The sequence below is a fragment of the Pseudomonas sp. NyZ480 genome (assembly GCF_029537255.1).
Taxonomy (GTDB): Bacteria; Pseudomonadota; Gammaproteobacteria; order Pseudomonadales; family Pseudomonadaceae; genus Aquipseudomonas; species Aquipseudomonas taiwanensis.
In genome coordinates this window covers 25013-49016 of the sequence record NZ_CP120626.1, presented here as the reverse complement: position 1 = coordinate 49016, position 24004 = coordinate 25013, and the positions used below count along the sequence as shown (strand labels likewise).

General features: G+C 62.9%; 24 protein-coding genes. 15 read left to right on the top strand and 9 right to left on the bottom strand.

Annotated features, from left to right (window positions below; all coding sequences use genetic code 11):
• Positions 1–78: 78 nt before the first annotated feature.
• The gene (locus tag P3R38_RS00215) at positions 79–402 is read left to right on the top strand and encodes a DUF883 family protein (RefSeq protein ID WP_023377978.1); all 324 of its coding nucleotides are present in this window, start codon (positions 79–81) and stop codon (positions 400–402) included.
• Here the strand turns inward: P3R38_RS00215 and P3R38_RS00210 are convergent.
• The gene (locus P3R38_RS00210) at positions 399–1295 is read right to left on the bottom strand and encodes a LysR family transcriptional regulator (protein ID WP_023377977.1); all 897 of its coding nucleotides are present in this window, start codon (positions 1293–1295) and stop codon (positions 399–401) included. The genes P3R38_RS00215 and P3R38_RS00210 overlap by 4 nt on opposite strands.
• A 109-nt stretch (positions 1296–1404) precedes the next feature.
• Between P3R38_RS00210 and trpB the strand changes: the two genes are divergently transcribed.
• Both trpB and trpA read left to right on the top strand, forming a co-directional pair.
• Positions 1405–2622: a tryptophan synthase subunit beta gene (gene trpB / locus P3R38_RS00205; protein ID WP_023377976.1), complete on the top strand. Its 1218-nt coding sequence runs from the start codon at positions 1405–1407 to the stop codon at positions 2620–2622.
• Positions 2619–3428, top strand: a complete 810-nt coding sequence (trpA, locus tag P3R38_RS00200) for a tryptophan synthase subunit alpha (RefSeq protein ID WP_023377975.1) — start codon at positions 2619–2621, stop codon at positions 3426–3428. Before trpB ends, trpA begins: the two co-directional genes overlap by 4 nt.
• A 90-nt stretch (positions 3429–3518) precedes the next feature.
• Here the strand turns inward: trpA and P3R38_RS00195 are convergent, their stop codons facing one another.
• Both P3R38_RS00195 and P3R38_RS00190 read right to left on the bottom strand, forming a co-directional pair.
• Positions 3519–3851 (bottom strand): DOPA 4,5-dioxygenase family protein, encoded by a 333-nt coding sequence (locus P3R38_RS00195; RefSeq protein ID WP_023377974.1) that lies wholly within the window; start codon positions 3849–3851, stop codon positions 3519–3521.
• A gap of 17 nt (positions 3852–3868) precedes the next feature.
• Positions 3869–4774 (bottom strand): LysR family transcriptional regulator, encoded by a 906-nt coding sequence (locus tag P3R38_RS00190; RefSeq protein WP_023377973.1) that lies wholly within the window; start codon positions 4772–4774, stop codon positions 3869–3871.
• A 109-nt stretch (positions 4775–4883) separates the two neighbouring features.
• Between P3R38_RS00190 and betC the strand changes: the two genes are divergently transcribed.
• From betC to P3R38_RS00175, 3 genes are all read left to right on the top strand, one after another.
• A complete protein-coding gene (betC, locus tag P3R38_RS00185) occupies positions 4884–6401 on the top strand; it encodes a choline-sulfatase (RefSeq protein WP_277686705.1) in 1518 nt (505 codons plus the stop codon).
• A 14-nt stretch (positions 6402–6415) separates the two neighbouring features.
• Positions 6416–7339 carry a choline ABC transporter substrate-binding protein gene (choX, locus tag P3R38_RS00180; protein ID WP_277686704.1) on the top strand — a complete coding sequence of 308 codons (924 nt, stop codon included), beginning with the start codon at positions 6416–6418 and terminating at the stop codon, positions 7337–7339.
• 115 nt (positions 7340–7454) lie between these two features.
• Entirely contained in the window at positions 7455–9020 is a 1566-nt protein-coding gene (locus P3R38_RS00175) for a SulP family inorganic anion transporter (protein WP_027906640.1), read from the top strand.
• Between the two features lie 312 nt (positions 9021–9332).
• Here the strand turns inward: P3R38_RS00175 and aroE are convergent, their stop codons facing one another.
• Together aroE and hemF are read right to left on the bottom strand one after the other, a co-directional pair.
• Positions 9333–10157, bottom strand: a complete 825-nt coding sequence (gene aroE / locus P3R38_RS00170; RefSeq protein WP_023377968.1) for a shikimate dehydrogenase — start codon at positions 10155–10157, stop codon at positions 9333–9335.
• Positions 10158–10182: 25 nt separating this feature from the next.
• Positions 10183–11094 (bottom strand): oxygen-dependent coproporphyrinogen oxidase, encoded by a 912-nt coding sequence (gene hemF, locus P3R38_RS00165; protein WP_023377967.1) that lies wholly within the window; start codon positions 11092–11094, stop codon positions 10183–10185.
• Between the two features lie 132 nt (positions 11095–11226).
• On the opposite strand from hemF, the gene P3R38_RS00160 reads away from it, so the two are divergent.
• A complete protein-coding gene (locus P3R38_RS00160) occupies positions 11227–12204 on the top strand; it encodes an NADPH:quinone reductase (RefSeq protein ID WP_277686703.1) in 978 nt (325 codons plus the stop codon).
• Positions 12205–12354: 150 nt separating this feature from the next.
• On the opposite strand, the gene P3R38_RS00155 is transcribed toward P3R38_RS00160, so the two are convergent.
• On the bottom strand, positions 12355–12912 hold the full coding sequence (locus P3R38_RS00155; protein WP_277686702.1) for an L-threonylcarbamoyladenylate synthase: 558 nt from the start codon (positions 12910–12912) through the stop codon (positions 12355–12357).
• Between the two features lie 38 nt (positions 12913–12950).
• Positions 12951–14048 carry a DNA-processing protein DprA gene (dprA, locus tag P3R38_RS00150; protein ID WP_023377963.1) on the bottom strand — a complete coding sequence of 366 codons (1098 nt, stop codon included), beginning with the start codon at positions 14046–14048 and terminating at the stop codon, positions 12951–12953.
• Positions 14049–14255: 207 nt separating this feature from the next.
• Between dprA and def the strand changes: the two genes are divergently transcribed.
• From def to P3R38_RS00125, 5 genes are read left to right on the top strand one after another with little or no spacing between them, the layout of a single operon-like run.
• Positions 14256–14762: a peptide deformylase gene (gene def / locus P3R38_RS00145; protein ID WP_011531480.1), complete on the top strand. Its 507-nt coding sequence runs from the start codon at positions 14256–14258 to the stop codon at positions 14760–14762.
• A gap of 60 nt (positions 14763–14822) precedes the next feature.
• Positions 14823–15755, top strand: a complete 933-nt coding sequence (fmt, locus tag P3R38_RS00140; RefSeq protein WP_027906641.1) for a methionyl-tRNA formyltransferase — start codon at positions 14823–14825, stop codon at positions 15753–15755.
• Positions 15752–17062, top strand: coding sequence for a 16S rRNA (cytosine(967)-C(5))-methyltransferase RsmB (gene rsmB, locus P3R38_RS00135; RefSeq protein ID WP_277686701.1), 1311 nt, complete (start codon positions 15752–15754; stop codon positions 17060–17062). The genes fmt and rsmB overlap by 4 nt, the downstream gene beginning before the upstream one ends.
• A 25-nt stretch (positions 17063–17087) precedes the next feature.
• Positions 17088–18461: a Trk system potassium transporter TrkA gene (trkA, locus tag P3R38_RS00130; RefSeq protein WP_023377959.1), complete on the top strand. Its 1374-nt coding sequence runs from the start codon at positions 17088–17090 to the stop codon at positions 18459–18461.
• Between the two features lie 11 nt (positions 18462–18472).
• Positions 18473–18790, top strand: a complete 318-nt coding sequence (locus P3R38_RS00125) for a tetratricopeptide repeat protein (RefSeq protein ID WP_023377958.1) — start codon at positions 18473–18475, stop codon at positions 18788–18790.
• Positions 18791–18876: 86 nt separating this feature from the next.
• Here P3R38_RS00125 and P3R38_RS00120 read toward each other — a convergent pair whose 3' ends face one another.
• Both P3R38_RS00120 and P3R38_RS00115 read right to left on the bottom strand, forming a co-directional pair.
• The gene (locus P3R38_RS00120) at positions 18877–19764 is read right to left on the bottom strand and encodes a lysophospholipid acyltransferase (protein ID WP_023377957.1); all 888 of its coding nucleotides are present in this window, start codon (positions 19762–19764) and stop codon (positions 18877–18879) included.
• Between the two features lie 40 nt (positions 19765–19804).
• Positions 19805–20356, bottom strand: a complete 552-nt coding sequence (locus P3R38_RS00115; RefSeq protein ID WP_023377956.1) for a DNA-3-methyladenine glycosylase I — start codon at positions 20354–20356, stop codon at positions 19805–19807.
• A gap of 84 nt (positions 20357–20440) precedes the next feature.
• On the opposite strand from P3R38_RS00115, the gene glyQ reads away from it, so the two are divergent.
• From glyQ to gmhB, 3 genes are read left to right on the top strand one after another with little or no spacing between them, the layout of a single operon-like run.
• A complete protein-coding gene (gene glyQ, locus P3R38_RS00110; protein WP_023377955.1) occupies positions 20441–21388 on the top strand; it encodes a glycine--tRNA ligase subunit alpha in 948 nt (315 codons plus the stop codon).
• The gene (glyS, locus tag P3R38_RS00105) at positions 21385–23439 is read left to right on the top strand and encodes a glycine--tRNA ligase subunit beta (protein ID WP_023377954.1); all 2055 of its coding nucleotides are present in this window, start codon (positions 21385–21387) and stop codon (positions 23437–23439) included. Before glyQ ends, glyS begins: the two co-directional genes overlap by 4 nt.
• A 3-nt stretch (positions 23440–23442) precedes the next feature.
• The gene (gmhB, locus tag P3R38_RS00100; RefSeq protein ID WP_104881039.1) at positions 23443–23970 is read left to right on the top strand and encodes a D-glycero-beta-D-manno-heptose 1,7-bisphosphate 7-phosphatase; all 528 of its coding nucleotides are present in this window, start codon (positions 23443–23445) and stop codon (positions 23968–23970) included.
• The last annotated feature ends 34 nt before the right edge of the window (positions 23971–24004 follow it).

Genomic DNA, 24004 nt, shown 5'->3' with positions numbered 1-24004 from the left:
CCATCGAAAGTTCGATCGCACTTTTGCCTGCCCGCGCAGTCGCAACCTGTACAGTCCACCCTGCGAAGGAGAGTCAACATGCACCGCAACTCGCTGCGCAAAGCATCCCTGGAAAGCATGGAAGCGGAAATCGAAAGCCTTTTGAAAACCCTTGAAACGCTCAAACATGACGCGTCCGAGGAATCCCAGAAGTCGATGAAGGCCATCCGCAGCAACGCCGAAAGCGCGCTCAAGCATTCGCGCAGCCTGCTCAGCGATGCCTACGAGGAGGTGAAGACCCGTACCCGTCAGACCGGCATTGCCACCCGAGACTACGCACAGCAGCATCCTTGGACGACCACAGGCGTGGCGGTGGGCGCACTTGGTCTGCTGGCGGCTTACCTGCTGTCCCGTCGCAACTAACCCGCCTGACGCTGAAGTTCACGACGCAACCAATCCGCCAGTTGCTCGGCGCGCCCATCCGCGGCGCGCCGGGGCACCCAAAGCGCCAGGGCAGCGGAGGTCGGTGAAAAGCCCCACGGCGCAGTCAAACGTCCCGCACGCAAGTCATCGGCCACCAGGGGCTGCGGGGCAATTGCCACGCCCAGGCCGGCAACGGCCGCCTCCAGCAAGTAGTACAAATGCTCGAATGCCTGGCCGTACTTCAACGCCGCGGGGTCCAGCCCCTGCTGCCCGGCCCAGGTCGGCCAAGCCTGAGGCCGTGATGTGGTGTGCAGCAGCGCCTCCTCCAGCAAGGCCTTGGCCGGTGCGCCACGCAAGCGCTCGAAACCGGCGAAGTGCGGGCTCAGTACCGGCCCGATGCGCTCCTCGGCCAGCACATGCACTTGCATGTCCGCCGGCCAGGGCGGCTCGGCATACACCAGCAAGGCATCCAGCCCAGGCCGTCGTGGGTCCAGGTCGCCTTCACCTGCAGACAGGTGCAGGCGCAGTTCGGGGAGGTCCGCCTTCAGCCGACCGAGCCTGGGAATGAACCAACGCGCCAGCAGGCTGCCCGAACAACCCAGGACGAACGGCGCCTCCCCGACATCCCGGCCCAGCTCGGCGCACACAGCACGCAGGCGGTCGAAGGCATCGGAACTGGCGTCACGCAGGCGCACACCGGCATCTGTGAGTTTGATGCCACGCCCGTCCTTGACGAACAGCGCCACGCCCAGGTGCTCTTCCAGCACCTTGATCTGCCGACTGACGGCACCATGGGTTACATGCAGCGCTTCGGCCGCCAAGCTGACGCTGTTGAGTCTGGCGGCAGCTTCGAAAGCGCGCACGGCGTTGAGGGGAGGGAGATCCTGAGCCATTTACGTGTGAGTTTTTCTGACAGGTTTACGCAATCTTATCGGTTTTCAGGCGAGCGTGTCGTGGTTAGAGTAAAGCCCATATCCCTTTGATCACGCCTTGGAGCGCACCATGACCCAGACTCAATACCGCGCCGGCCCCGATGCCAACGGCCTGTTCGGCTCGTTCGGCGGCCGCTACGTGGCCGAAACCCTCATGCCGCTGGTGCTGGATTTGGCCCGTGAGTACGAAGCGGCCAAGGCCGACCCCAAGTTCCTCGAAGAACTGGCCTACTTCCAACGCGACTATATCGGCCGCCCGAACCCGCTGTACTTCGCCGAGCGACTGACCGAACACTGCGGCGGCGCGAAGATTTTCTTCAAGCGTGAAGAGCTCAACCATACCGGCGCCCACAAGGTGAACAACTGCATCGGCCAGGTGCTGCTGGCCAAGCGCATGGGCAAGAAGCGCCTGATCGCCGAAACCGGCGCCGGCATGCACGGCGTGGCCACCGCCACCGTCGCCGCACGCTTCGGCCTGCCCTGCGTGATCTACATGGGCGCCACCGACATCGAGCGCCAGCAGGCCAACGTGTTCCGCATGAAATTGCTGGGCGCCGAGATCGTCCCGGTCACCGCCGGCACCGGCACCCTGAAAGACGCCATGAACGAAGCCCTGCGCGACTGGGTTACCAATGTCGAAGACACTTTCTACCTGATTGGCACCGTGGCCGGCCCGCACCCGTACCCGGCGATGGTCCGCGACTTCCAGTCGATCATCGGCAAGGAAACCCGCGCCCAGCTGCAAGAAAAGGAAGGTCGCCTGCCCGACAGCCTGATCGCCTGCGTCGGCGGTGGCTCCAACGCCATGGGCCTGTTCCACGATTTCCTCGATGATGCCAGCGTGCAGATCATCGGCGTGGAAGCCGGTGGCCACGGCGTGAACACCGACAAACATGCCGCCAGCCTCAACGGTGGGGTGCCAGGCGTGCTGCACGGTAACCGCACCTACCTGCTGCAGGACAATGACGGTCAGATCACAGACGCCCACTCGATTTCCGCAGGCCTCGACTATCCAGGCATCGGCCCGGAGCACGCCTACCTTCACGAAGTGAAGCGCGTGGAGTACGTCAGCATCACCGACGACGAAGCCCTCGCGGCCTTCCACACCACGTGCCGCCTCGAAGGCATCATCCCGGCCCTGGAAAGCTCCCATGCCCTGGCTGAAGCCATCAAGCGTGCGCCGACCCTGCCCAAGGACCATTTGATGGTCATCTGCCTGTCCGGCCGTGGTGACAAAGACATGCAAACCGTGATGAATCACATGGCCGCCCAGGAGAAACAGGCATGAGCCGTCTTGAACAACGCTTCGCCGAACTGAAGGCCGAAGGCCGCTCCGCGCTGGTCACCTTCGTCACCGCCGGCGACCCTGGCTACGACGCCTCGCTGCAGATCCTCAAAGGCCTGCCTGAAGCCGGCGCGGACGTGATCGAACTGGGCATGCCGTTCACCGACCCGATGGCCGACGGCGTCGCGATCCAGCTGGCCACCCTGCGCGCACTGGAGGCCGGTCAGACGCTGGCGAAAACCCTGCAGATGGTCCGTGAGTTCCGCGTGGGCAACCAGACCACGCCGATCGTGTTGATGGGTTACTACAACCCCATCCACCGCTTTGGCGTTGAACAGTTCGTGGCCCAAGCCAAAGAAGCGGGTGTCGATGGCTTGATCATCGTCGACCTGCCACCGGAGCACGACGCTGAACTGGCTACCCCGGCCCAGGCCGCGGGCATCGACTTCATCCGCCTGACCACCCCGACCACCGACGATGCTCGCCTGCCGCGGGTGCTCGAGCGCAGTTCGGGCTTCGTCTACTACGTTTCCGTGGCGGGTGTGACCGGAGCCGGCTCGGCGACCACCGAGCACGTGACCGAGGCGATCGCCCGTCTGCGTCGACATACCGATCTGCCGATCAGCGTTGGTTTCGGTATTCGTACGCCGGAGCAGGCTGCCGCGATTGCCCGTCTCTCGGACGGTGTCGTGGTGGGTTCGGCGCTGGTGGACAAGATCGCCAAGGCCGAGAATGCCGATCAGGCTGTGAAGGACGTGCTGAACCTTTGCTCGGCACTGGCCGATGGCGTGCGCAGCGCTCGCGCCTGATACACGTCGTACTCATCGCCGGCAACCCGGCTCCTACAGGTCTGCTCGGACCTCGTTGGAGCCGGCACACCGGCGATGGGACCTGAAGCCCTAACTCGCAAAAATCGACAGATCCAGCGGCCGCACAGCGCCCATCCAGATCGCATGGTCCCTGTGGTCGGCCAGCTCATCCCCCGTCAGCGGATGCAGAAACACCACCAGCCCCTTGCGGTACAACGCCAACCACGGCAACACCACCCCCACCACCTCTGGTCCGAACGCCAACTGACAACTCCAGTCTGGGTGCGGACCGACCGGTTTCTGGTGCATACGCCCCATGGTTACAGGAAACAGCCGCGCGGCCTCTTCGCACAACTCGCGGGCCTGGTCGATGGTGGACGCGTCGTAATAGACATGGGCGTGATAGCCCTTGATTCTTTGCACGAAAACTCCTGAATGCACTACGAAGTGCCACTGCGCTCTTGCTCCAGCCAGTCGACAAACCGCTCGATCAATGCCCCACGCCGTTTGCGCGGTGGCAATACCACATAATAGCCCCGACTCGACTTCAGACTCTGCTCCAGCGGCCGGCATAGAAGCCCCTGTTCCACCAAGCCATCGACCAGATGCCGCCAGCCGATGGCCACCCCTTGGCCTGCGATGGCAGCCTGGATCAGCAACGTATAGTTATCGAAACGCAGCTGGCCGGAGGGGGCCGGGCTTTCCACACCGAGTCCACGAAACACGCCCGCCCAGTCGAACCAGCGACTGGCCTGCTCGCCCCGCAAATGGAGCAACGGCAATCGTTGCAAAGCCACGGCTGACAGGGGTTTGCCATGAATCAGCCGAGGGCTGCAGACAGGGAATACTTCCTCATCGAACAGCCACCTGCTCTCGCCCTGATGAAAGCGCCCGTCCCCAAACAGGATTGCCACATCGATATCGGGCCGCAACATGCCCTGACTGCGCTCGCCAGTGACAAGACTCACATCGACCTGTGGATAAGCCTGATGAAAACGCTGCAGCCTCGGCATCAGCCAGAACGCCGCGAAGGCGAAATCAGTGGCCACCTGGAGCACTTCACGCTGGCCACGGCCACTGACCTGGCCGATGCCTTCGTTCATGGTCTGCAGGCCCTGATGTACCTGCTCGAACAGCTGTTGGCCCGCTTCGGTCAGCTCTATTCCCCGGTAGATCCGGTCGAACAAGCGCGCCCCCAGCTGCGCCTCAAGCCGCTTGACCTGCTGACTCACTGCCGGCTGGGTGGTCCCCAGTTCGGTCGCGGCAGCGGTGAACCCGCGCAGCCGGGCAGCGGCCTCGAATACGCGCAGAGCATCGAGGGATAACTTGGCAAGGTGCTCAAACATAAGCTTGGCTAATCCCAGTCATTGCCCGCCATGGGCTTTACCCATGTTATCCACAGTCGCATCTTGGTAGGCAAGCGGTTCGCATAATACTGAACGATGGAAGCCAACCATGAAGCGCCCGAATATCCTGTTCATCATGGCCGACCAGATGGCCGCGCCCCTGCTACCGATCTACGCCCCTTCACCCATTCAGATGCCCCACCTGAGCCGCCTGGCCGAGCAAGCCGTGGTGTTCGACTCCGCCTACTGCAACAGCCCGCTTTGTGCGCCGTCGCGTTTCACCCTGGTCAGTGGCCAGCTCCCGAGCCGCATTGGTGCCTATGACAACGCGGCCGATTTCCCCGCTGATGTGCCGACCTACGCCCACTACCTGCGCCGCCTCGGTTACCGCACCGCACTGTCCGGCAAGATGCACTTCTGCGGTCCAGACCAGTTGCACGGCTACGAGGAGCGCCTGACCAGCGACATCTACCCGGCCGACTATGGCTGGGCGGTGAATTGGGACGCCCCGGACGAGCGCCCGAGCTGGTATCACAACATGTCCTCGGTACTTCAGGCCGGCCCTTGCGTGCGCACCAACCAACTGGACTTCGACGAGGAGGTGGTGTTCAAGGCGCGCCAGTACCTCTACGACCATGTCCGCGACAATGATGGCCGCCCGTTCTGTCTGACGGTGTCCATGACCCATCCCCATGATCCGTACACCATCCCCAGACGCTACTGGGATCGCTACGAGGCTGTGGATATCCCCATGCCGCGCGCTGAGTTCGGCCAGCATGAGCAGGACCCGCACTCGCAAAGGCTGCTCAAGGTCTACGACCTGTGGGACCGAACCCTGCCTGTGGATAAGATTCGCGACGCACGCCGCGCGTACTTCGGCGCATGCAGCTATATCGACGACAACATCGGCCAACTCCTGCAAACGCTCGAGGAGTGTGACCTGGCGGATGACACCCTGATCGTATTCTCCGGCGACCATGGCGACATGCTTGGCGAGCGCGGGCTCTGGTACAAGATGCATTGGTTCGAGATGTCGGCCCGTGTGCCACTGTTGATCCATGCGCCGAAACGCTTCGCTCCAACGAGAGTCAGCGCTTCGGTCTCCACTTGTGACCTGCTGCCGACCCTGGTCGAACTGGCCGGCGGTGCTGTGGATAAAAACCTGCACCTGGATGGCCGCTCATTGCTCGGCCACCTGCAAGGGCAGGGTGGCCATGACGAGGTGATCGGCGAATACATGGCCGAAGGCACCGTCGGCCCACTGATGATGATCCGTCGTGGCCCGTACAAGTTCGTGTACAGCGAGGACGATCCTTGCTTACTCTATGACTTGAGCCGCGACCCGCACGAGCGGGAGAACCTCACCAGCAGCCCGGACCATCAGGCGCTGCTGCAGGCATTCGTCGATGAAGCCCGCCAACGCTGGGATATCCCCAGCCTGCGCCAGCAGGTGCTGGCCAGCCAGAGACGCCGCCGTCTGGTGGCCGAAGCGCTGGCCATCGGCACGCTGAAAAGCTGGGACCACCAACCGATGGTCGATGCCAGCCAACAGTACATGCGTAACCACATCGATCTCGACGACCTCGAGCGCAAGGCACGTTATCCACAGCCCGCCCCCCTGGATTGAGAAGAGAGGCCGCCATGCAGAAGTTCTCCGCCGCCGTGTTCGCCCTTACCCTGAGCCTGAGCACGGCCCATGCCGCCGACAGCGATGCACAATGCAGCACCGTGAAAATGGCTGACCCCGGCTGGAGCGATATCGCTTCCACCAACGCCATCAGCCGCCTGCTTCTGGAAAGCCTGGGCTACCAGGTGAAGATCGACAGCCTGGCGGTACCGATCATCTACGGTGGCCTCAAAGATGGCCGGGTCGACGCGTTCCTTGGTAACTGGATGCCTGCACAGCAGGGCTTCCATGACAAATTCATCGCCAACGGCGATGTGCAGCGGCTGTCGCGCAACCTGGAGGGAACCGAGTTCACCCTGGCAGTGCCGGACTATGTCTGGCAGGCAGGCGTGAAAGACTTTGCCGACCTGCAGAAGCATGCCGAGCAGTTCGACAAGAAGCTGTACGGGATCGGTTCCGGGGCCCCCGCCAACCTGTCGCTGAAAGAGATCATCGACAAGAACCAGTTCAACCTCGGCCAGTGGAAACTGGTCGAATCCAGCGAGCAGGCAATGCTGGCGCAGGTGGACCGCGCCGTGAAGAAGCAGCAGTTCATCACTTTCCTCGGCTGGACACCTCACCCGATGAACGTGAAACTTAAAATGCATTACCTGACCGGCGGGGAGAAGTGGTTCGGCAGCAAAGGCGACGTCTACACGTTGACGCGCAAGGGTTATCCACAAGCATGCCCAAATGCGGCGAAACTGCTTGGCAACCTGAAATTTACCTTGGACATGGAAAACAGCATCATGGCCGAGGTTGTGGATAAGAAGATCGGCTTCGATGAAGCGGCCAAAGCGTGGGTGAAGGCCAATCCGCAGGTGCTGGAAGCGTGGTTGGCAGGCGTTACCACCAAGGCCGATGGCGATGCCCTGGAGGCAGTGAACGCTAGGCTCTGATTTTTGACTGTGGGCTACTGAGGCCGCTCCGCACACCCAGAGAATTTGCGGGGGCGGCCTTGTGTCGCGCAACGAAGGCCAAGCCCTCGTAGGCGACAATGAACAGGAACGATGCATGCCGCGCCTTTACCACCTGCTGCCCTTCCTCACCTGGCTGCCCCGCCAATCGGGCCGCAGTCTGCGCCAGGACCTGCTGGTGGGCCTGAGCGGGGCCATCCTGGCCTTGCCACAATCCATCGCCTATGCCCTGATCGCCGGGCTGCCTGCCGAGTATGGCCTGTACGCCGCCATCGTGCCGGTTCTGGTCGCCTGCCTGTGGGGGTCCTCCTGGCACCTGATCTGCGGCCCGACCGCCGCCATCTCCATCGTCCTCTACGCCAGTGTCAGCCCGCTGGCCGTGCCCACAAGCGCTGACTACGTGACCCTGGTGCTGCTGCTGACGTTCCTCGCCGGCATTTTCCAATTGCTGCTGGGCTTGCTGCGTTTCGGCGCGCTGGTCAATTTCGTTTCCCATTCCGTGGTGCTTGGATTCACGCTGGGCGCCGCCATCGTCATCGCCCTCGGCCAATTGCCCAATCTGCTGGGCATGGACCTGCCCAGCCAGGCCACGGCGCTGAAAACCCTGCAGGACTTGGCTAGCCATGCCGGAGAAGTCGACTGGCCGTCGCTGGCGCTGGGACTGGCCACCTTGCTGATCGGGATGGCGTTCAAACGCCTGCGCCCCCGCTGGCCCAGCCTGTTGATAAGTCTGGTGCTGGTGAGTCTGGTGACCTGGCTGTTGCCGAGCGTCTTTGGCCATGTACAGCGCGTGCCTGCCTTCGTCGGCCAACTGCCGCCGCTCAGCCCACTGCCATTGCTGGACTTCGAGCTGATCTTGCGTCTACTGCCCAGTGCCGTCGCCGTGGGCATGCTGGGGTTGGTGACCAGTCTTTCGATTGCCCGTTCCTTGTCGTCGCGCTCCGAGCAACTGATCGACGCCAACCAGGAAATCCGTGGCCAAGGCGTGTCGAACATCGTCGGGGCATTCTTCTCCGGCTACTTGTCGTCCGGCTCGTTCACCCGTTCCGGGCTAAGTTACGACGCGGGTGCTCAGTCCCCCATGGCTGGCGTGTTCTCGGCCCTGTGGGTGGCGTTGTTCGCCGTCATGGGCGCCGGGTTGATTGCGCATCTGCCCATTCCGGCCATGGCCGGCAGCATTTTGCTGATCTGCTGGGGGCTGGTGGACCATCGGGCAATCCGGGCGCTGTTTCGGGTCAGCCGCTCTGAGTTCCTGGTCATGGCACTGACCGCCGCCGCCACCTTGCTGCTGGAGCTGCAGACAGCGATCTATGCCGGGGTGCTGGCGTCACTGTTCTTCTACCTCAAGCGCACTTCGCGGCCACGGGTGCAGCAGAGCCGGGAAGGCGAAGCCGACATGCTGCGGGTGGGCGGGTCGATATTCTTCGGCGCAGCGCATTACCTGCAAGTGCGGTTACAGCGCTGCCAGGGGCCGCATGTGGTGATCGATGCGCGGCAGGTGAACTTCATCGACTACTCGGGTGTGGATATGCTGCACCGCGAAGCGCGGCGATTGATGCGCCTTGGTGGGAGCCTGACATTGCAGCGGGCAAGGCCGCAGGTGGTAGAGGAATTGCAGAAGCTGGAAGGCCTTGCGAACTGTCCAATACGTTTCGAAGACTGACAGTCAACTGTCAATTCTGTCAGTTGCGGACAACCTGCAGGCGATGAAAAAGTGCATGGCGTCCATTCACCACAGAGTACGCCATGAGTAGCTGCGTTTACCTCGCGTTGGTGCCATTGCTGGTGGCGCCAGGCACCCATGCTGCGGATGACTGCTGGAGCGTTGCCGATGCACAAGCACGCATTGCCCGACTGGAAAGCCAAATGACCGCTCGGGATCCCTATACTGGCAAAGCGCAATCCGAAGCAAAGCTCGCTCAATACCGGCAGCAGATCGCCCTGGAACGCCAATTCATCCAACAGCGATCCGAGGTCAACTGCGCGCCAACTGCCGACGCAGCTCATCCAGCACAGGCGCCGTGTCCGGCCGCACCCCACGCCAGATGAAGAACGCCTCGGCCGCCTGCTCGGCCAGCATCCCCAGCCCATCCAGCACCTTGGCAGCCCCAAGCTTGCTGGCCCATTGGCAAAACGGCGTCGGCTCCTTGCCATACATCATGTCGTAGCAAACCGTCCGCCCCGGCTCGACCAGGCTGTCGGCAATCGGTGGCAACTCACCGGAAAGGCTCGCAGACGTCGCATTGATGATCACATCCACCGGCTCCTGCAACCAGGAAAAACCGCTGGCCACCACCGGCCCCAGCTCATCGAATTCACGCGCCAGCTGCTCGGCCTTTTCCACCGTGCGGTTGGCGATCACCAATGATTGTGGCTTGTGCGCCAGGATCGGCTCCAGCACGCCGCGTACCGCACCTCCGGCACCGAGAATGAGGATGCGCTTGCCTGTCAGCTCGACCCCGGCATTCACCGTCAGGTCTCGCACCAGGCCCGCGCCATCGGTGTTATCCCCTTGCAGCGTGCCGTCCGCCAGTTTGCTCAAGGTGTTCACTGCGCCCGCTCGCCGGGCCCGAGGCGTGAGGCTTTCGCAGAGCCGGAAAGCCTCTTCCTTGAACGGCACGGTCACATTGGCCCCGCTGCCTTGCTTGAAGAAGCCGCGGGCGCAATCGCTGAACTCATCCAGCGGCGCCAGCAGGGTGGCGTACTCCAGATCCTGACCGGTCTGCTCGGCGAACAGACGATGGATCAAAGGCGACTTGCTGTGGCCAATCGGGTTGCCGAAAACGACATACTGGTCCATGAGGGCTCCTTGGTTATCCACAGACTTACTGGGCGAGCCAGTCACGGTCCTGCAGGAAATACTCGGTCAGGCGCGCTTCTTCGCTACCTGGTGCGGCCTTCCAGTCATAACCCCAGCGTACCTGCGGTGGCAACGACATCAGGATCGACTCGGTGCGCCCACCCGATTGCAGGCCGAACAGAGTGCCACGGTCGTAGACCAGGTTGAACTCGACGTAGCGGCCACGGCGGTACTCCTGGAACTCACGCTGCTGGGGCGTGTAGGGCGTGTCCTTGCGGCGCTGGACGATCGGCAGGTAAGCGTCGACGTAGGCGTCACCGATGGCGCGGATGAAAGCGAAGCAGGTATCGAAGTCCCACTCGTTCAGGTCATCGAAGAACAAGCCCCCAATACCCCGAGGTTCACCACGGTGCTTGAGGTGGAAGTAACGGTCGCACCAGGCCTTGTAGCGGGGGTACACGTCGGCGCCGAACGGCGCGCAGGCCTGCTGGGCCACACGGTGCCAGTGGATGCAGTCCTCCTCGTTGCCGTAGTAGGGGGTCAGGTCGAAACCACCGCCGAACCACCAGACCGCCTCTTCGCCTTCCTTCTCGGCAATGAAGAAACGCACATTGGCATGGGAGGTGGGTACATGTGGATTGTGCGGGTGAATCACCAACGACACGCCCAACGCCTCGAAGCCACGACCCGCCAGCTCCGGGCGGTGGGCACTGGCCGAAGGCGGCAGGCCGGCGCCGAATACATGGGAGAAGTTCACGCCGCCTTTCTCGATCACTTTGCCTTCACCGATCACCCGCGTACGGCCACCGCCACCGGCTTCGCGCACCCAGGCGTCCTCGACGAAGCGGGCGCCGCCGTCTTCAGCTTCGAGGGCAGAGCAGATGCGGTCTTGCAGGTCGAGCAGGTAGGCTTTCACGGCCTCGGTGCGGCTGGTCATCGGGTCACCTGGAAGGAGCAGGAAGAAATTCGCCGCGTAGCATACCACCGGCAGCCAGCGCGCCGCAGTTGACGACGATCAAGCAAAGGCGTCCGATAGAAGGCCTTCCGATCCCGACAACAGGAGTGCGAGATGGCCAAGCGTATACAGTTCAGCCAGCATGGCGGCCCAAAGGTTCTGCAACTTGTGGAGTTCAAGCCTGCGCCACCCGGTCCGCAGCAAGTGCGGGTGCGTAACCATGCGATTGGCCTGAACTTCATCGACACCTATTTCCGCAGCGGGCTTTACTCGCCACCGTCTCTGCCTTCGGGCCTGGGCACCGAAGCAGCCGGCGTTGTCGAGGCAGTTGGCGAAGGCGTCACCCGGCTGAAGGTCGGTGACCGTGTGGCCCACGCTGGCGGCCCACTGGGCGCCTACAGCGAGGTACATACCTTGCCCGAAGCCAATCTGGTCAAGCTGCCCGACAGCATCAGCTTCGAGCAAGCCGCGGCAGTGATGCTCAAGGGTCTGACCGTGCAGTACCTGCTCAAGCAGACCTACGCCGTGCAGCCGGGTGACTTCGTTCTGTTCCATGCAGCAGCCGGTGGGGTAGGGTCGCTGGCGTGCCAGTGGGCCAAGGCGCTGGGCGCCAAACTGATCGGAACCGTAAGCTCCGCCGAAAAGGCCGAGCGGGCCAAGGCACTAGGGGCTTGGGCGACCATCGACTACAGCCGCGAAGATGTCGCCCAGCGCGTGCTGGAACTGACCGACGGTCAGAAATGCCCGGTGGTGTATGACGGCGTGGGTGCCGACACCTGGCTGACTTCGTTGGACTGCCTCAAACCACGGGGGCTGATGGTGAGTTTCGGCAATGCCTCCGGAGCGGTGACCGGCGTCAACCTGGGGATCCTGTCGCAGAAGGGTTCGCTGTATGTCACCCGACCAACGCTGGCAAGCTATGCCAACAATGCGCAAAACACTCAGGCCATGGCGGACGATCTGTTCTCGATGATCGCCAGTGGCAAGCTGGTCGTGGATATCCAGCAGCGCTATCCGCTGAGCGAGGCGGCCAAGGCGCAGGCTGAGTTGTCGGCGCGCAGGACCGTGGGTTCGACGGTACTACTGCCCTGAAATCGCCGGCAAGTCGGCTCCTGCGAGGGCTGCGCAGTAAAGATTCGCGCTGATGCAGCCCCTCTGCAGGAGCGGCCTTGCGTCGCGAAAGAGCGGCAACAGTAACCACACAGCCACCGCCCCATCAAAAGTCGGTGTCCACCAGGCAAATCAACCCGGTCGAACGACTTCGCCAGTCACCAGGTCACGAATCACGCTCGGGTTCTTTCGCCCACCCAACGCTCCACCCAGCACCAGGTCCAACTGGTTGTGGAAATACTGCTCAACCCGCAACCGGGTCTTGGCTGCCGGGCGCCCGCCAGGGTTGCAAGAGGTGGAAATCAGCGGCCCCACCAGCGCACACAGTTCACGTACCAATGGGTGGTCACTGACCCGCAGCGCCACGGTGTCGTGCTGCCCCGTCACCCATTCCGGCAAAAGGTCCTGGTGCGGCACCAGCCAGGTGTTGGGTCCCGGCCAGGTGCTGCTCATGCGGTCGATCCAGTCTTCAGGGAAATCCTCGAACAGGAAATCGAATTGCTGGATGCTGTCGGCGACCAGAATCAGCCCCTTATCCACAGGCCGCGACTTCAGGGCCAGCAGGCGATACACCGCGTCCTCGTTCCAGGGGTCGCAGCCCAGGCCCCAGACCGCTTCCGTCGGATAGGCGAACACCGCCCCCGCCCGAATTTCACGTGCGGCTTGTTGCACACGCCAACTGCTCACCATTTGTATCTCTCCGCATCTAAGCCTTGGGCGCAGTTTACTTAGGCCGAGCGGGCAAACCAACGTCCGGCTTCATTGCTGACCTGGCCCTGGAGCTCCAGCTCGGTCAAGCTGGCCAGTACCTCGGCCAAAGGCCGGCCACTGCTGAGCGCCAACCCCTCGCTGGTCTGGGGTGCTGCGTGCAGAAGGGCCAGGAGCGGATGTTGAGGTTTATCCACAGCCGGTTGCGGCAGATTCTGCCAACCCCGCAGGGTATCGATGATCTGCTCCACGCTCTCGACCAGCAGCGCGCCATCGCGTATCAACTGATGGCATCCCCTGGCGCCCGGGTGGTGGATCGAACCGGGAATGGCATACACCTCCCGGCCTTGTTCAGCCGCCAAGCGGGCAGTAATCAGCGAGCCACTGCCCAGACTGGCTTCGACAACCAGCACCCCCAGGGACATGCCGCTGATGATGCGATTGCGTCGCGGAAAATTGGCAGGCAGGGGATCAGCATCCAACGGGTACTCCGAAACCACCGCACCGCCGCTGTCGATGATCGCTCGCGCCAAGTCACGATGGCGCTGTGGATAAAGTTTTTGCAGCCCAGTGCCAAGCACGGCAATCGTCTGCCCTCCGACCTCCAGCGCCGCCCGATGAGCGGCACCATCAACGCCCAGCGCCAGGCCACTGGTGATGGTGAAACCCGTTTGCGCAAGGGCACGCGAAAATGCCCGAGCGGTGTCCAGAGCCGGAGGTGAAGCACGTCTGCTACCCACAATGGCCAGCTGCGGTTGCTCCAGGCAAGCGGGGTCGCCTGCGACGAACAACAGGGGCGGCGGGTCGTCCGTTTCCGCCAGCAACGCGGGGTAACCGGCACCGTCCCACATCAGTAAATGCTGGCCTGGACGCTCTAGCCAGGCCATTGCAGCCAAAGCACCCTCGCGTACCTGCGCACAGCGGCGCGCATCGATACTGGCTTGCGCAAGGCCAAGGGCACGCCAGGCACTGGCCGGTGCACTCAGCGCCGAAGACGCCGTTCCGAAGGCCTCCAGAAGGCGCTGAAAGCGACGCAGTCCTATCTCGGGCAAGCGGTGCAGACGTAATCGCGCCTCCAGTTCGGCAGGCGGACAATTCGATGAATGGTGAGTCGACATGGGGATCATCCTTGATCGGAAGAGGGCCATAAACGTGGCACAACCTGTGGATAAGTTTGTTGATAATACTTTGACAACCTGTCCATCGAATGACGTTGAAGTCGTCTCCTGAAACCGTAGCCGAGCTTTGCCAGGTGCCGAATCCCCCGATTCCCTTTATTATGTGTGCTCAGTTTTCAACCGAACGCACAGTGACTGCCTGACCCTATGGCCATCTTGAACATTCTCGAATTCCCGGACCCGCGCCTGCGCACCATTGCCAAACCGGTGACGGAGTTCGACGACGCCCTGCGTCAGCTGATCGACGACATGTTTGAAACCATGTACGAAGCGCCTGGCATCGGCCTGGCCGCCACCCAGGTCAACGTCCACAAGCAAGTCGTGGTGATGGACCTCAGCGAAGACCGCAGCGAGCCGCGGGTCTTCATCAACCCCACGGTCGAAGAGCTGACCCACGACATGGGTCAGTATCAGGAAGGCTGCCTGTCGGTACCGGGCTTCTACGAGAACGTCGACCGTCCGCTGCGTGTCCGGGTCAAGGCCCAGGACCGGGATGGCAAGCCCTACGAGCTTGAAGCCGAAGGCTTGCTGGCGGTGTGTGTCCAGCATGAATTCGATCACCTCAACGGTAAGCTGTTCGTCGACTACCTGTCTCAGCTCAAACGCGACCGGATCAAGAAGAAACTGGAAAAGCAGCACCGCCAGCAAGCCTGATCCATTCCTTCCAGAAGGCTTGCTCCGGCAAGCCTTTTTCTTTTTTGAAGCGAGAACTCCATGCGCATCGTCTTCGCAGGCACTCCAGAGTTTGCCGCCGAACACCTCAAGGCCCTGCTCGACAGCCCCTATGAAGTGGTGGCCGTCTACACCCAGCCCGACCGCCCTGCTGGCCGTGGCCAGAAGCTCATGCCGAGCCCGGTCAAGCAGCTGGCCGTAGCCCACGACATTCCGGTGTTCCAGCCGCCAACCTTGCGCAACGCCGAGGCCCAGGCGGAGTTGGCGGCACTGCAGCCAGACCTGATGGTGGTGGTCGCGTATGGCCTGATCCTGCCGCAAGCAGTGCTGGACATCCCGCGCCTTGGCTGCATCAACAGCCACGCCTCCTTGCTGCCCCGCTGGCGAGGCGCCGCGCCGATCCAGCGCGCCGTGGAGGCTGGAGACGCCGAGAGCGGCGTGACCGTGATGCGTATGGAAGCGGGCCTGGACACCGGCCCGATGTTGCTCAAGGTGGTTACCCCGATCAGCGCCGACGACACTGGTGGCAGCCTGCACGACCGCCTTGCCGAAATGGGACCGCCGGCCGTGGTGCAGGTCATCGCAGGCCTGGCCGACGGCACCCTGCAGGGTGAAGTACAAGACGATGCCCTGGCCACCTACGCTCACAAGCTGAACAAGGACGAGGCCCGCATCGACTGGAGCCGCCCAGCCGTCGAGTTGGAGCGCCTGATTCGCGCGTTCAACCCATGGCCGGTGTGCCACAGCACCCTGGATGGCGAGAGCGTCAAAGTGCTGGCCGCCAACGTGTCCACAGGCAAAGGCGCCCCGGGTGAAATCCTTTCCGCCAGCAAGGACGGCCTGGTCGTCGCCTGTGGCGAGCAGGCCTTGAGCCTGACCCGCCTGCAATTGCCCGGCGGCAAGGCCCTGGCCTTCAGTGACCTGTTCAACAGCCGCCGCGAGAAGTTCGCCAGCGGCAAGGTGTTGGGCCAATGAACCCACGCCTGGCCGCCGCCCGCGCCCTGGCCGCTGTCCTGAGCGGCAAGGCCTCGCTGAACAGCTCGTTGCCGGCACAACTGGACAAGGTCGATGAGCGCGACCGAGGCCTCACCCAGGACCTGGCATTCGGCACCGCCCGCTGGCAGCCTCGCCTGGACCTGCTGGCTGCGCAGTTGCTGCAAAAGCCGTTCAAGGCCGCCGACTGCGATGTGCAGGCATTGTTGCTGGTCGGCCTGTACCAGCTGTTCTACACCCGCATTCCGGCCCATGCCGCCATCGGGGAAACCGTTGGCTGCGCCGATAAGCTGAAAAAACCGTGGGCCAAGGGCCTGCTCAACGCCGTGCTGCGCCGCGCCCAGCGCGAAGGCGAAGAACTCCTCGCCGGCCTGGAGCGCGATCCGGTGGTGCGCACCGCTCACCCGCGTTGGCTGCAGAAATCGCTGAAAGCCTTCTGGCCCGAGCAGTGGGAAGCCATTTGCGCCGCCAACAATGCCCATCCGCCGATGATCCTGCGGGTCAACCGCCGTCATCACAGCCGTGATGCCTATCTTGGCCTGCTGGCCGAGGCGGGCATCGCCGCCACCCCGTGCCGGTTCAGCCGCGACGGTATCCTGCTGGCTGAAGCCTGCGATGTTCGCCAACTGCCGGGCTTCGCCGAAGGTTGGGTCAGCGTACAGGACGAGGCCGCGCAGCTGTCCGCCGACCTGCTGGAACTGGCCCCAGGCCAACGCGTGCTCGACGCCTGCTGCGCCCCTGGCGGCAAAACCTGCCACCTGCTCGAAGCCGAAGCGGGCCTGGCCCATGTCGTGGCCATCGACCTGGAAGCCAAGCGCCTGACCCGTGTGCGCGAGAACCTCGACCGTCTGCAACTGGACGTCGAGCTGATTGCCTGCGACGCCCGTGACACCGCCAGTTGGTGGGATGGCAAGCCGTTCCAGCGAATCCTGCTCGACGCACCGTGCTCGGCCACGGGCGTGATCCGCCGTCACCCGGACATCAAGCTGACCCGTCAGGCCGACGACATTCCGGCCCTGGCCACTCTGCAAGGCGAATTGCTCGATGCTCTGTGGCCGACGCTCGAAGTGGGCGGCATCCTGCTCTACGCCACCTGCTCGAGCCTGCCGACGGAAAACACCGAAGTGATCGACGCCTTCCTCACCCGCACCCCAGGTGCCCGTGAACTCGACCTGGCGACCGAGGCCGGCCTGCGCCAGCCTCACGGGCGCCAGCTGTTGGCCCAGGAAGGCGGCCATGACGGCTTCTACTATGCCAAGCTGATCAAGATTGCCGCCTCGCGTGGCTAAGTGAAAAAAGGTTAGGGAGTAGCGGATGAAGATCATCATCCTCGGCGCAGGGCAGGTCGGCGGAACGCTGGCCGAACACTTGGCCAGCGAAGCCAACGACATCACCGTGGTCGACACCGACGGCGAACGCCTGCGTGACCTGGGCGACCGCCTCGATATCCGCACGGTGCAGGGTCGCGGCTCGTTACCCACCGTGTTGCGCCAGGCCGGGGCCGACGACGCCGATATGCTGGTGGCGGTGACCAACAGCGACGAAACCAACATGGTGGCCTGCCAGGTCGCCTACTCGCTGTTCCATACCCCGACCAAAATCGCGCGGGTGCGTGAGTCTTCCTATCTGACCCGTGAAGAGCTGTTCGACAACGACCATATCCCGGTGGACGTGCTGATCAGCCCAGAACAGGTAGTGACCAACTACGTCAAACGCCTGATCGAACACCCCGGTGCTCTGCAGGTGATCGACTTCGCCGAAGGCAAGGCGCAACTCGTTGCGGTGAAGGCCTACTACGGCGGCCCGCTGGTGGGCCAGCAGTTGCGACAGATCCGCGCGCACATGCCTAACGTCGATACCCGCGTGGCGGCAATCTTCCGCCGTGACCGGCCGATCACACCGAGGGGCGATACCGTGATCGAGGCTGACGACGAAGTGTTCTTCATCGCGGCACGCAAGGACATTCGCGCCGTCATGGGCGAGCTGCGACGCATCGACGAGACCAACAAGCGCGTGGTCATCGCCGGCGGCGGCCAGATCGGCGAGCGTCTGGCCGAAGCGATCGAAAGTCGCTACCAGGTCAAGATCATCGAGATGAGCCCGGCACGTTGCCGACACCTCTCCGACACCCTGGAAAGCACCGTGGTGCTGCAGGGCAGCGCATCGGACAAAGACCTGATGCTGGAGGAGAACATTGCTGACGCCGACATTTTCCTGGCCCTGACCAACGACGACGAGGCCAACATCATGTCGTCGTTGCTGGCCAAGCGCCTGGGTGCGCGCAAGGTGATGACCATCATCAACAACCCGGCCTATGTCGACCTGGTGCAAGGCGGCGAAATCGACATCGCCATCAGCCCCCAGCTGGCCACGATCGGGACCTTGCTGGCCCACGTGCGCCGGGGCGATATCGTCAGCGTACACTCACTGCGCCGTGGCGCGGCCGAAGCGATCGAGGCGGTTGCCCATGGTGACGCCAAGTCGAGCAAGGTAGTTGGCAAGGCCATCGAAGACATCGCCCTGCCGCCGGGTACCACCATCGGCGCGATCATCCGGGACGAGGAAGTGCTGATCGCCCACGACGACACCGTGATCGAGACGGGCGACCATGTCATCCTGTTCGTTGTGGATAAGAAACACATCCGTGATGTGGAGAAGCTGTTCCACGTCGGCTTGACCTTCTTCTAAGGAGAAACGGCATGCGCGAATCGCTGGAAAAAATGCTGGCCAAGGGTGTGGATAACCCGTTGCTCAGGTTTGGCCTGGGCAAGGCTTGGCTGGACGAAGGCAAGGGTGCCGAGGCGGCGGTTCATTTGGCGCGGTGCGTGGAGCAAGACCCGAAGTATTCTGCAGCCTGGAAGCTGCTGGGCAAGGCGTACCAGCTGCAGGGTGACCTGGCGGCTGCGCGCAAGGCCTGGGAGGAGGGGATGGTGGCGGCGCAGGCCCATGGCGACAAGCAGGCCGAGAAAGAGATGGCGGTGTTCCTCAAGAAATTGAGCAAAACATCGGCTTCGTAACCGTGTGGGCGGGGGGTCACCCGCGAACGCGCCAGCAAATCCAAGACCGCATTCGCAGGTAACCCTATCCACAGGGGAGCGCCTTCTCAATACCAGCGCGCTTCCCCGGCCGGGCGCTTCTTGAAGCGCTTCATGCTCCACATGTACTGGCTCGGGTACTCGCGCACATAACGCTCGACCACCTTGCTCATGGCCGCCGCCGATACGGCCACATCCTCGCTGTACATCTCCTCCGGCGCCGCCTCGAGGAAGACCTTGAACCCGGAACCGTCCGGTAGCCGCAGTGCATGCAGGAATACCCCGACTGCCTTGCCACCGGCCAGCATGTTCGGCACGAATTTGCTGGTCAGCGCCTGGGTACCCAGGAACGGCACGAAGACACCGGCAGACTCGGCGGGCTCCGGATCGGCCGGAATCCCCACCTGTCCACCACGGCGTACTTCCTTGATCACGCTCAGGATGCCTTCCTTGGTCGAAGGCGCCACACGGTTGCCCATCTGCACCCGCTGCTCGCGCAGCAGGTCATCCACCGCCTTGAGCTTTGGCGGGCGGTAGAAGATGATCGGTTTGCACTGGTTGCAGTAGAAGTGGTTCAGCACCTCCCAGTTGCCCAGGTGGCTGGTGATGCCCACCACGCCCTTGCCCGAGGCCAGGGCCTTCTCAAGCACTTCCAGGCCGTGGACTTCCTTGACCAGCTCCAGCGAACGCTGCGGCGGCCAGATCCACGCGCAGGCGCTTTCGACGAATGACTTGCCAATGTCTTTCAACGCTCGGCCAACCAGTTGCTCACGCTCGACCGGGTCCATCTCCGGAAAGCACTTGGCAAGGTTGATACGCACCACGTTGCGCGACCCATTGGGGATTTTCCACATCAGCCAGCCGATACCGGCGCCGACGCGTTGCACAGCTCCCCAAGGCAGCTTGGCGAACAGTCGCAGCACCCCGACCATCAGGGCGCCCTTGAACTTTTCCACAGGCAGATTCCTTATTTCAGCAAGGCGCGCATTGTAACGCTCAACGCAGCAGCGCGGCGTAGCGATCACAATCGGTGGTGTGGTCCATGACCATGCCAGTGGCTTGCATGAAGGCGTAACAAATGGTCGGGCCAACGAAGGTGAAGCCGGCTTTCTGCAGGGCCTTGCTCATGGCCTTGGCCTCGTCGGTCACGGCCGGGATTTCCTCACGGGCCTGGAAATGGTTGATCCTGGGCGCACCACCGACGAACGACCAAAGCCACTGCGCCGGGTTATCCACAGCCAGCCAGGCCTGAGCATTGCGCCGGGCCGCCTTGAGCTTGAGACGGTTGCGAATGATGCCAGTATCGAGCATCAGTTCCTCGATCCGCTCGTCGCTCATCTGCGCCAGTCGAACCGGGTCGAAACCGTACATCACCTCCCGGTAGCGCTCGCGCTTCCTCAGAACGGTGATCCACGACAGCCCAGCCTGGAACCCTTCGAGCAAAAGCATCTCGAAGAGCAACGCCGGGTCGCGCTGCGGTGTCCCCCATTCCTGGTCGTGGTAAGCCTGGTACAACGGATCGTCGGTACACCAAAAGCAGCGTGGCATAAGGCTCCAATTGAGTAGAGGGAGAGGCGAATCAGGTTATACTCCCGCTCTTTACATCCGCATCCCCAGATACAGGTGAATTTCGTGAGCCAGCCTACGCCAGCCGTGCGTACCTTCCAAGACCTGATCCTCGCCCTGCAGAACTACTGGGCCGAGCAAGGTTGTGTGGTGCTTCAGCCCTACGATATGGAAGTAGGCGCCGGCACTTTCCACACCGCTACATTCCTGCGCGCCGTCGGCCCAGAGACCTGGAACGCCGCCTATGTGCAGCCTAGCCGTCGCCCTGCCGACGGGCGGTATGGCGAAAACCCCAACCGCCTGCAGCACTATTACCAGTTCCAGGTGGTGCTCAAGCCGAACCCGGCCAACTTCCAGGAGCTGTACCTCGGCTCGCTGAAAGCGATCGGCCTGGATCCGCTGGTCCACGACATCCGCTTCGTCGAAGACAACTGGGAATCGCCAACCCTGGGCGCCTGGGGCCTGGGCTGGGAAATCTGGCTCAATGGCATGGAGGTGACCCAGTTCACCTACTTCCAGCAGGTCGGTGGCATCGAGTGCTACCCGGTCACCGGTGAAATCACCTATGGCCTGGAGCGTCTGGCCATGTACATCCAGGGCGTAGACTCGGTGTACGACCTGGTCTGGGCCGACGGCCCGTTCGGCAAGGTGACCTACGGCGACGTGTTCCACCAGAACGAAGTGGAGCAGTCGACCTACAACTTCGAACACGCCAACGTCGAGAAGCTGTTCGAGCTGTTCGATTTCTACGAAAGCGAAGCCAACCGCCTGATCAAGCTTGAGCTGCCGCTGCCGACTTATGAAATGGTCCTGAAGGCATCCCACACCTTCAACCTGCTGGACGCCCGCCGCGCCATCTCGGTGACCGAGCGCCAGCGTTACATCCTGCGCGTACGTACCCTGGCTCGGGACGTAGCGCAAAGCTATCTGCAAGCCCGTGCACGCCTGGGCTTCCCGATGGCCACCCCTGAATTGCGTGACGAAGTGTTGGCGAAGCTGGAGGCTGCACAATGAGTGCTCAAGATTTCCTGGTAGAACTGGGCACCGAAGAGCTGCCACCGAAGGCCCTGGCCTCGCTGGGCGACGCCTTCCTGGCGGGCATCGAGAAAGGCCTGCAGGCTGCGGGCCTGAACTACACCGGCAAGCAGGTATACGCCGCGCCGCGCCGCCTGGCCGTGCTGATTCGTCAACTGGACGTGCAGCAGCCGGACCGCAGCATCAACATCGACGGCCCGCCCATTCAGGCGGCGTTCAACGCTGAAGGCCAACCGACCCAGGCTGCTCTGGGCTTCGCCAAGAAGTGCGGAGTAGAGCTGTCGGAAATCGACCAGAGCGGCGCCAAGCTGCGCTTCTCCCAACACATTCCAGGCAAGGCCACTGCCAGCCTGCTGCCGACCATCGTCGAAGACTCGCTCAACGACCTGCCCATCCCCAAGCGCATGCGCTGGGCGGCCAGCCGTGAAGAGTTCGTCCGCCCGACCCAGTGGCTGGTAATGCTGCTGGGCGACCAGGTCGTCGAGTGCACCATCCTGTCGCAGAAAGCCGGCCGTGAATCCCGTGGTCACCGCTTCCATCACCCGGAAAACGTGGTCATCACTACCCCGGCCAACTATGTCGAGGACCTGCGCAAGGCCTATGTACTGGCCGACTTCGCCGAGCGTCGCGAGCTGATCAGCAAGCGCACCGCCGAGCTGGCCATGCAGCAGGAAGGCAGCGCCATCGTACCGCCAGCGCTGCTGGATGAAGTCACCGCGCTGGTGGAGTGGCCGGTGCCGCTGGTCTGCTCGTTCGAAGAGCGCTTCCTCGAAGTGCCGCAGGAAGCCCTGATCACCACCATGCAGGACAACCAGAAGTACTTCTGCCTGCTGGACAGCGAAGGCAAGCTGCTGCCGCGCTTCATCACCGTCGCCAACGTCGAGAGCCGCGATCCGAAGCAGATCGTGCAAGGCAACGAGAAGGTCGTGCGCCCGCGCCTGACCGACGCCGAGTTCTTCTTCAAGCAGGACAAGAAGCAGCCGCTGGAAACCTTCAACGAGCGCCTGAAGAACGTGGTGTTCCAGGCTCAGTTGGGCACTGTCTTCGACAAGGCCGAGCGCGTTTCCAAACTGGCCGCATTCATCGCACCCAAGATTGGCGGCGATGCCGCGCGTGCCGGTCGCGCCGGCCTGCTGTCCAAGTGCGACCTGGCCACCGAGATGGTGGGCGAGTTCCCTGAAATGCAGGGTGTCGCCGGTTACTACTACGCGCTGAACGATGGCGAGCCGGAAGACGTCGCCCTGGCCCTGAACGAGCAGTACATGCCTCGTGGCGCCGGCGCCGAACTGCCGCAGACCCTGACCGGTGCAGCCGTGGCCATCGCCGACAAGCTCGACACCCTGGTCGGCATCTTCGGCATCGGCATGCTGCCAACCGGCAGCAAGGACCCGTATGCCCTGCGCCGTGCCGCCCTGGGCGTGCTGCGCATCCTGATCGAGAAGCAGCTGGACCTGGACCTGAATGCCGCCGTCGAATTCGCGGTCAAGCAGTTCGGTGCCAAGGTGAAAGCCGCCGGCCTGGCCGAACAGGTGCTGGAGTTCGTCTTCGACCGTCTGCGTGCGCGTTACGAAGACGAAGGCATCGACGTCTCGACCTACCTGTCGGTGCGTGCCCTGAAGCCGGGTTCGGCCCTGGACTTCGACCAGCGCGTACAGGCCGTGCAGGCCTTCCGCAAGCTGCCGGAAGCCAACGCCCTGGCTGCGGCGAACAAGCGAGTATCGAACCTGCTGAGCAAGGCCGAAGGTGCTATCGCCGACCACGTCGAACCGAAGTACTTCGACAATGCCAACGAGTTCTCCCTGTACTCGGCCATCCAGCAGGCCGACCAGGCCGTGCAGCCGATGGCTGCTGCGCGTCAGTACAGCGAAGCACTGGCCCGCCTGGCTGCCCTGCGTGACCCGGTCGACGCCTTCTTCGAGGCCGTGATGGTCAACGCCGAAGACGCCAAGGTCCGTGCCAACCGTTATGCCCTGCTCAGCCGCCTGCGTGGCCTGTTCCTGGGCGTTGCCGATATTTCGCTGCTGGGGTAAGCCTTGAAACTGCTGATTCTCGATCGTGACGGGGTGATCAATTACGACTCCGACGCCTATATCAAGTCGCTGGAGGAGTGGATTCCGATTCCCGGCTCGGTCGAGGCTATCGCGCAGTTGAGCAAAGCCGGCTGGACGGTGGCCGTGGCCACCAACCAGTCCGGCATTGCCCGCGGCTACTACCCGCTGGAAACCCTTGAAGCCATGCATGCCCGCCTGCGCGCGCTGGTGGCCGAACTGGGTGGCGAAGTGGGTCATATCGTGTATTGCCCGCACGGGCCGGACGAAGGCTGCGATTGCCGCAAGCCCAAGCCTGGCATGCTGCGGGCGATCGCCGAGCACTACCAGGCCGACCTGCGCGGCGTCTGGTTCATCGGCGACAGCAAAGGTGACCTGGAGGCCGCCCTGGCCGTCGGTGCACAACCCGTGTTGGTGAAAACCGGCAAGGGCGAGCGGACCCTGGAAAAGGGTGTGCCGGAAACTACACTGATTTTCGACGATCTGGCTGCTATCGCCAGAGAACTAATTTAAACAGTGCGCCTTCGGGCGCATTTTTCTCAGGCGG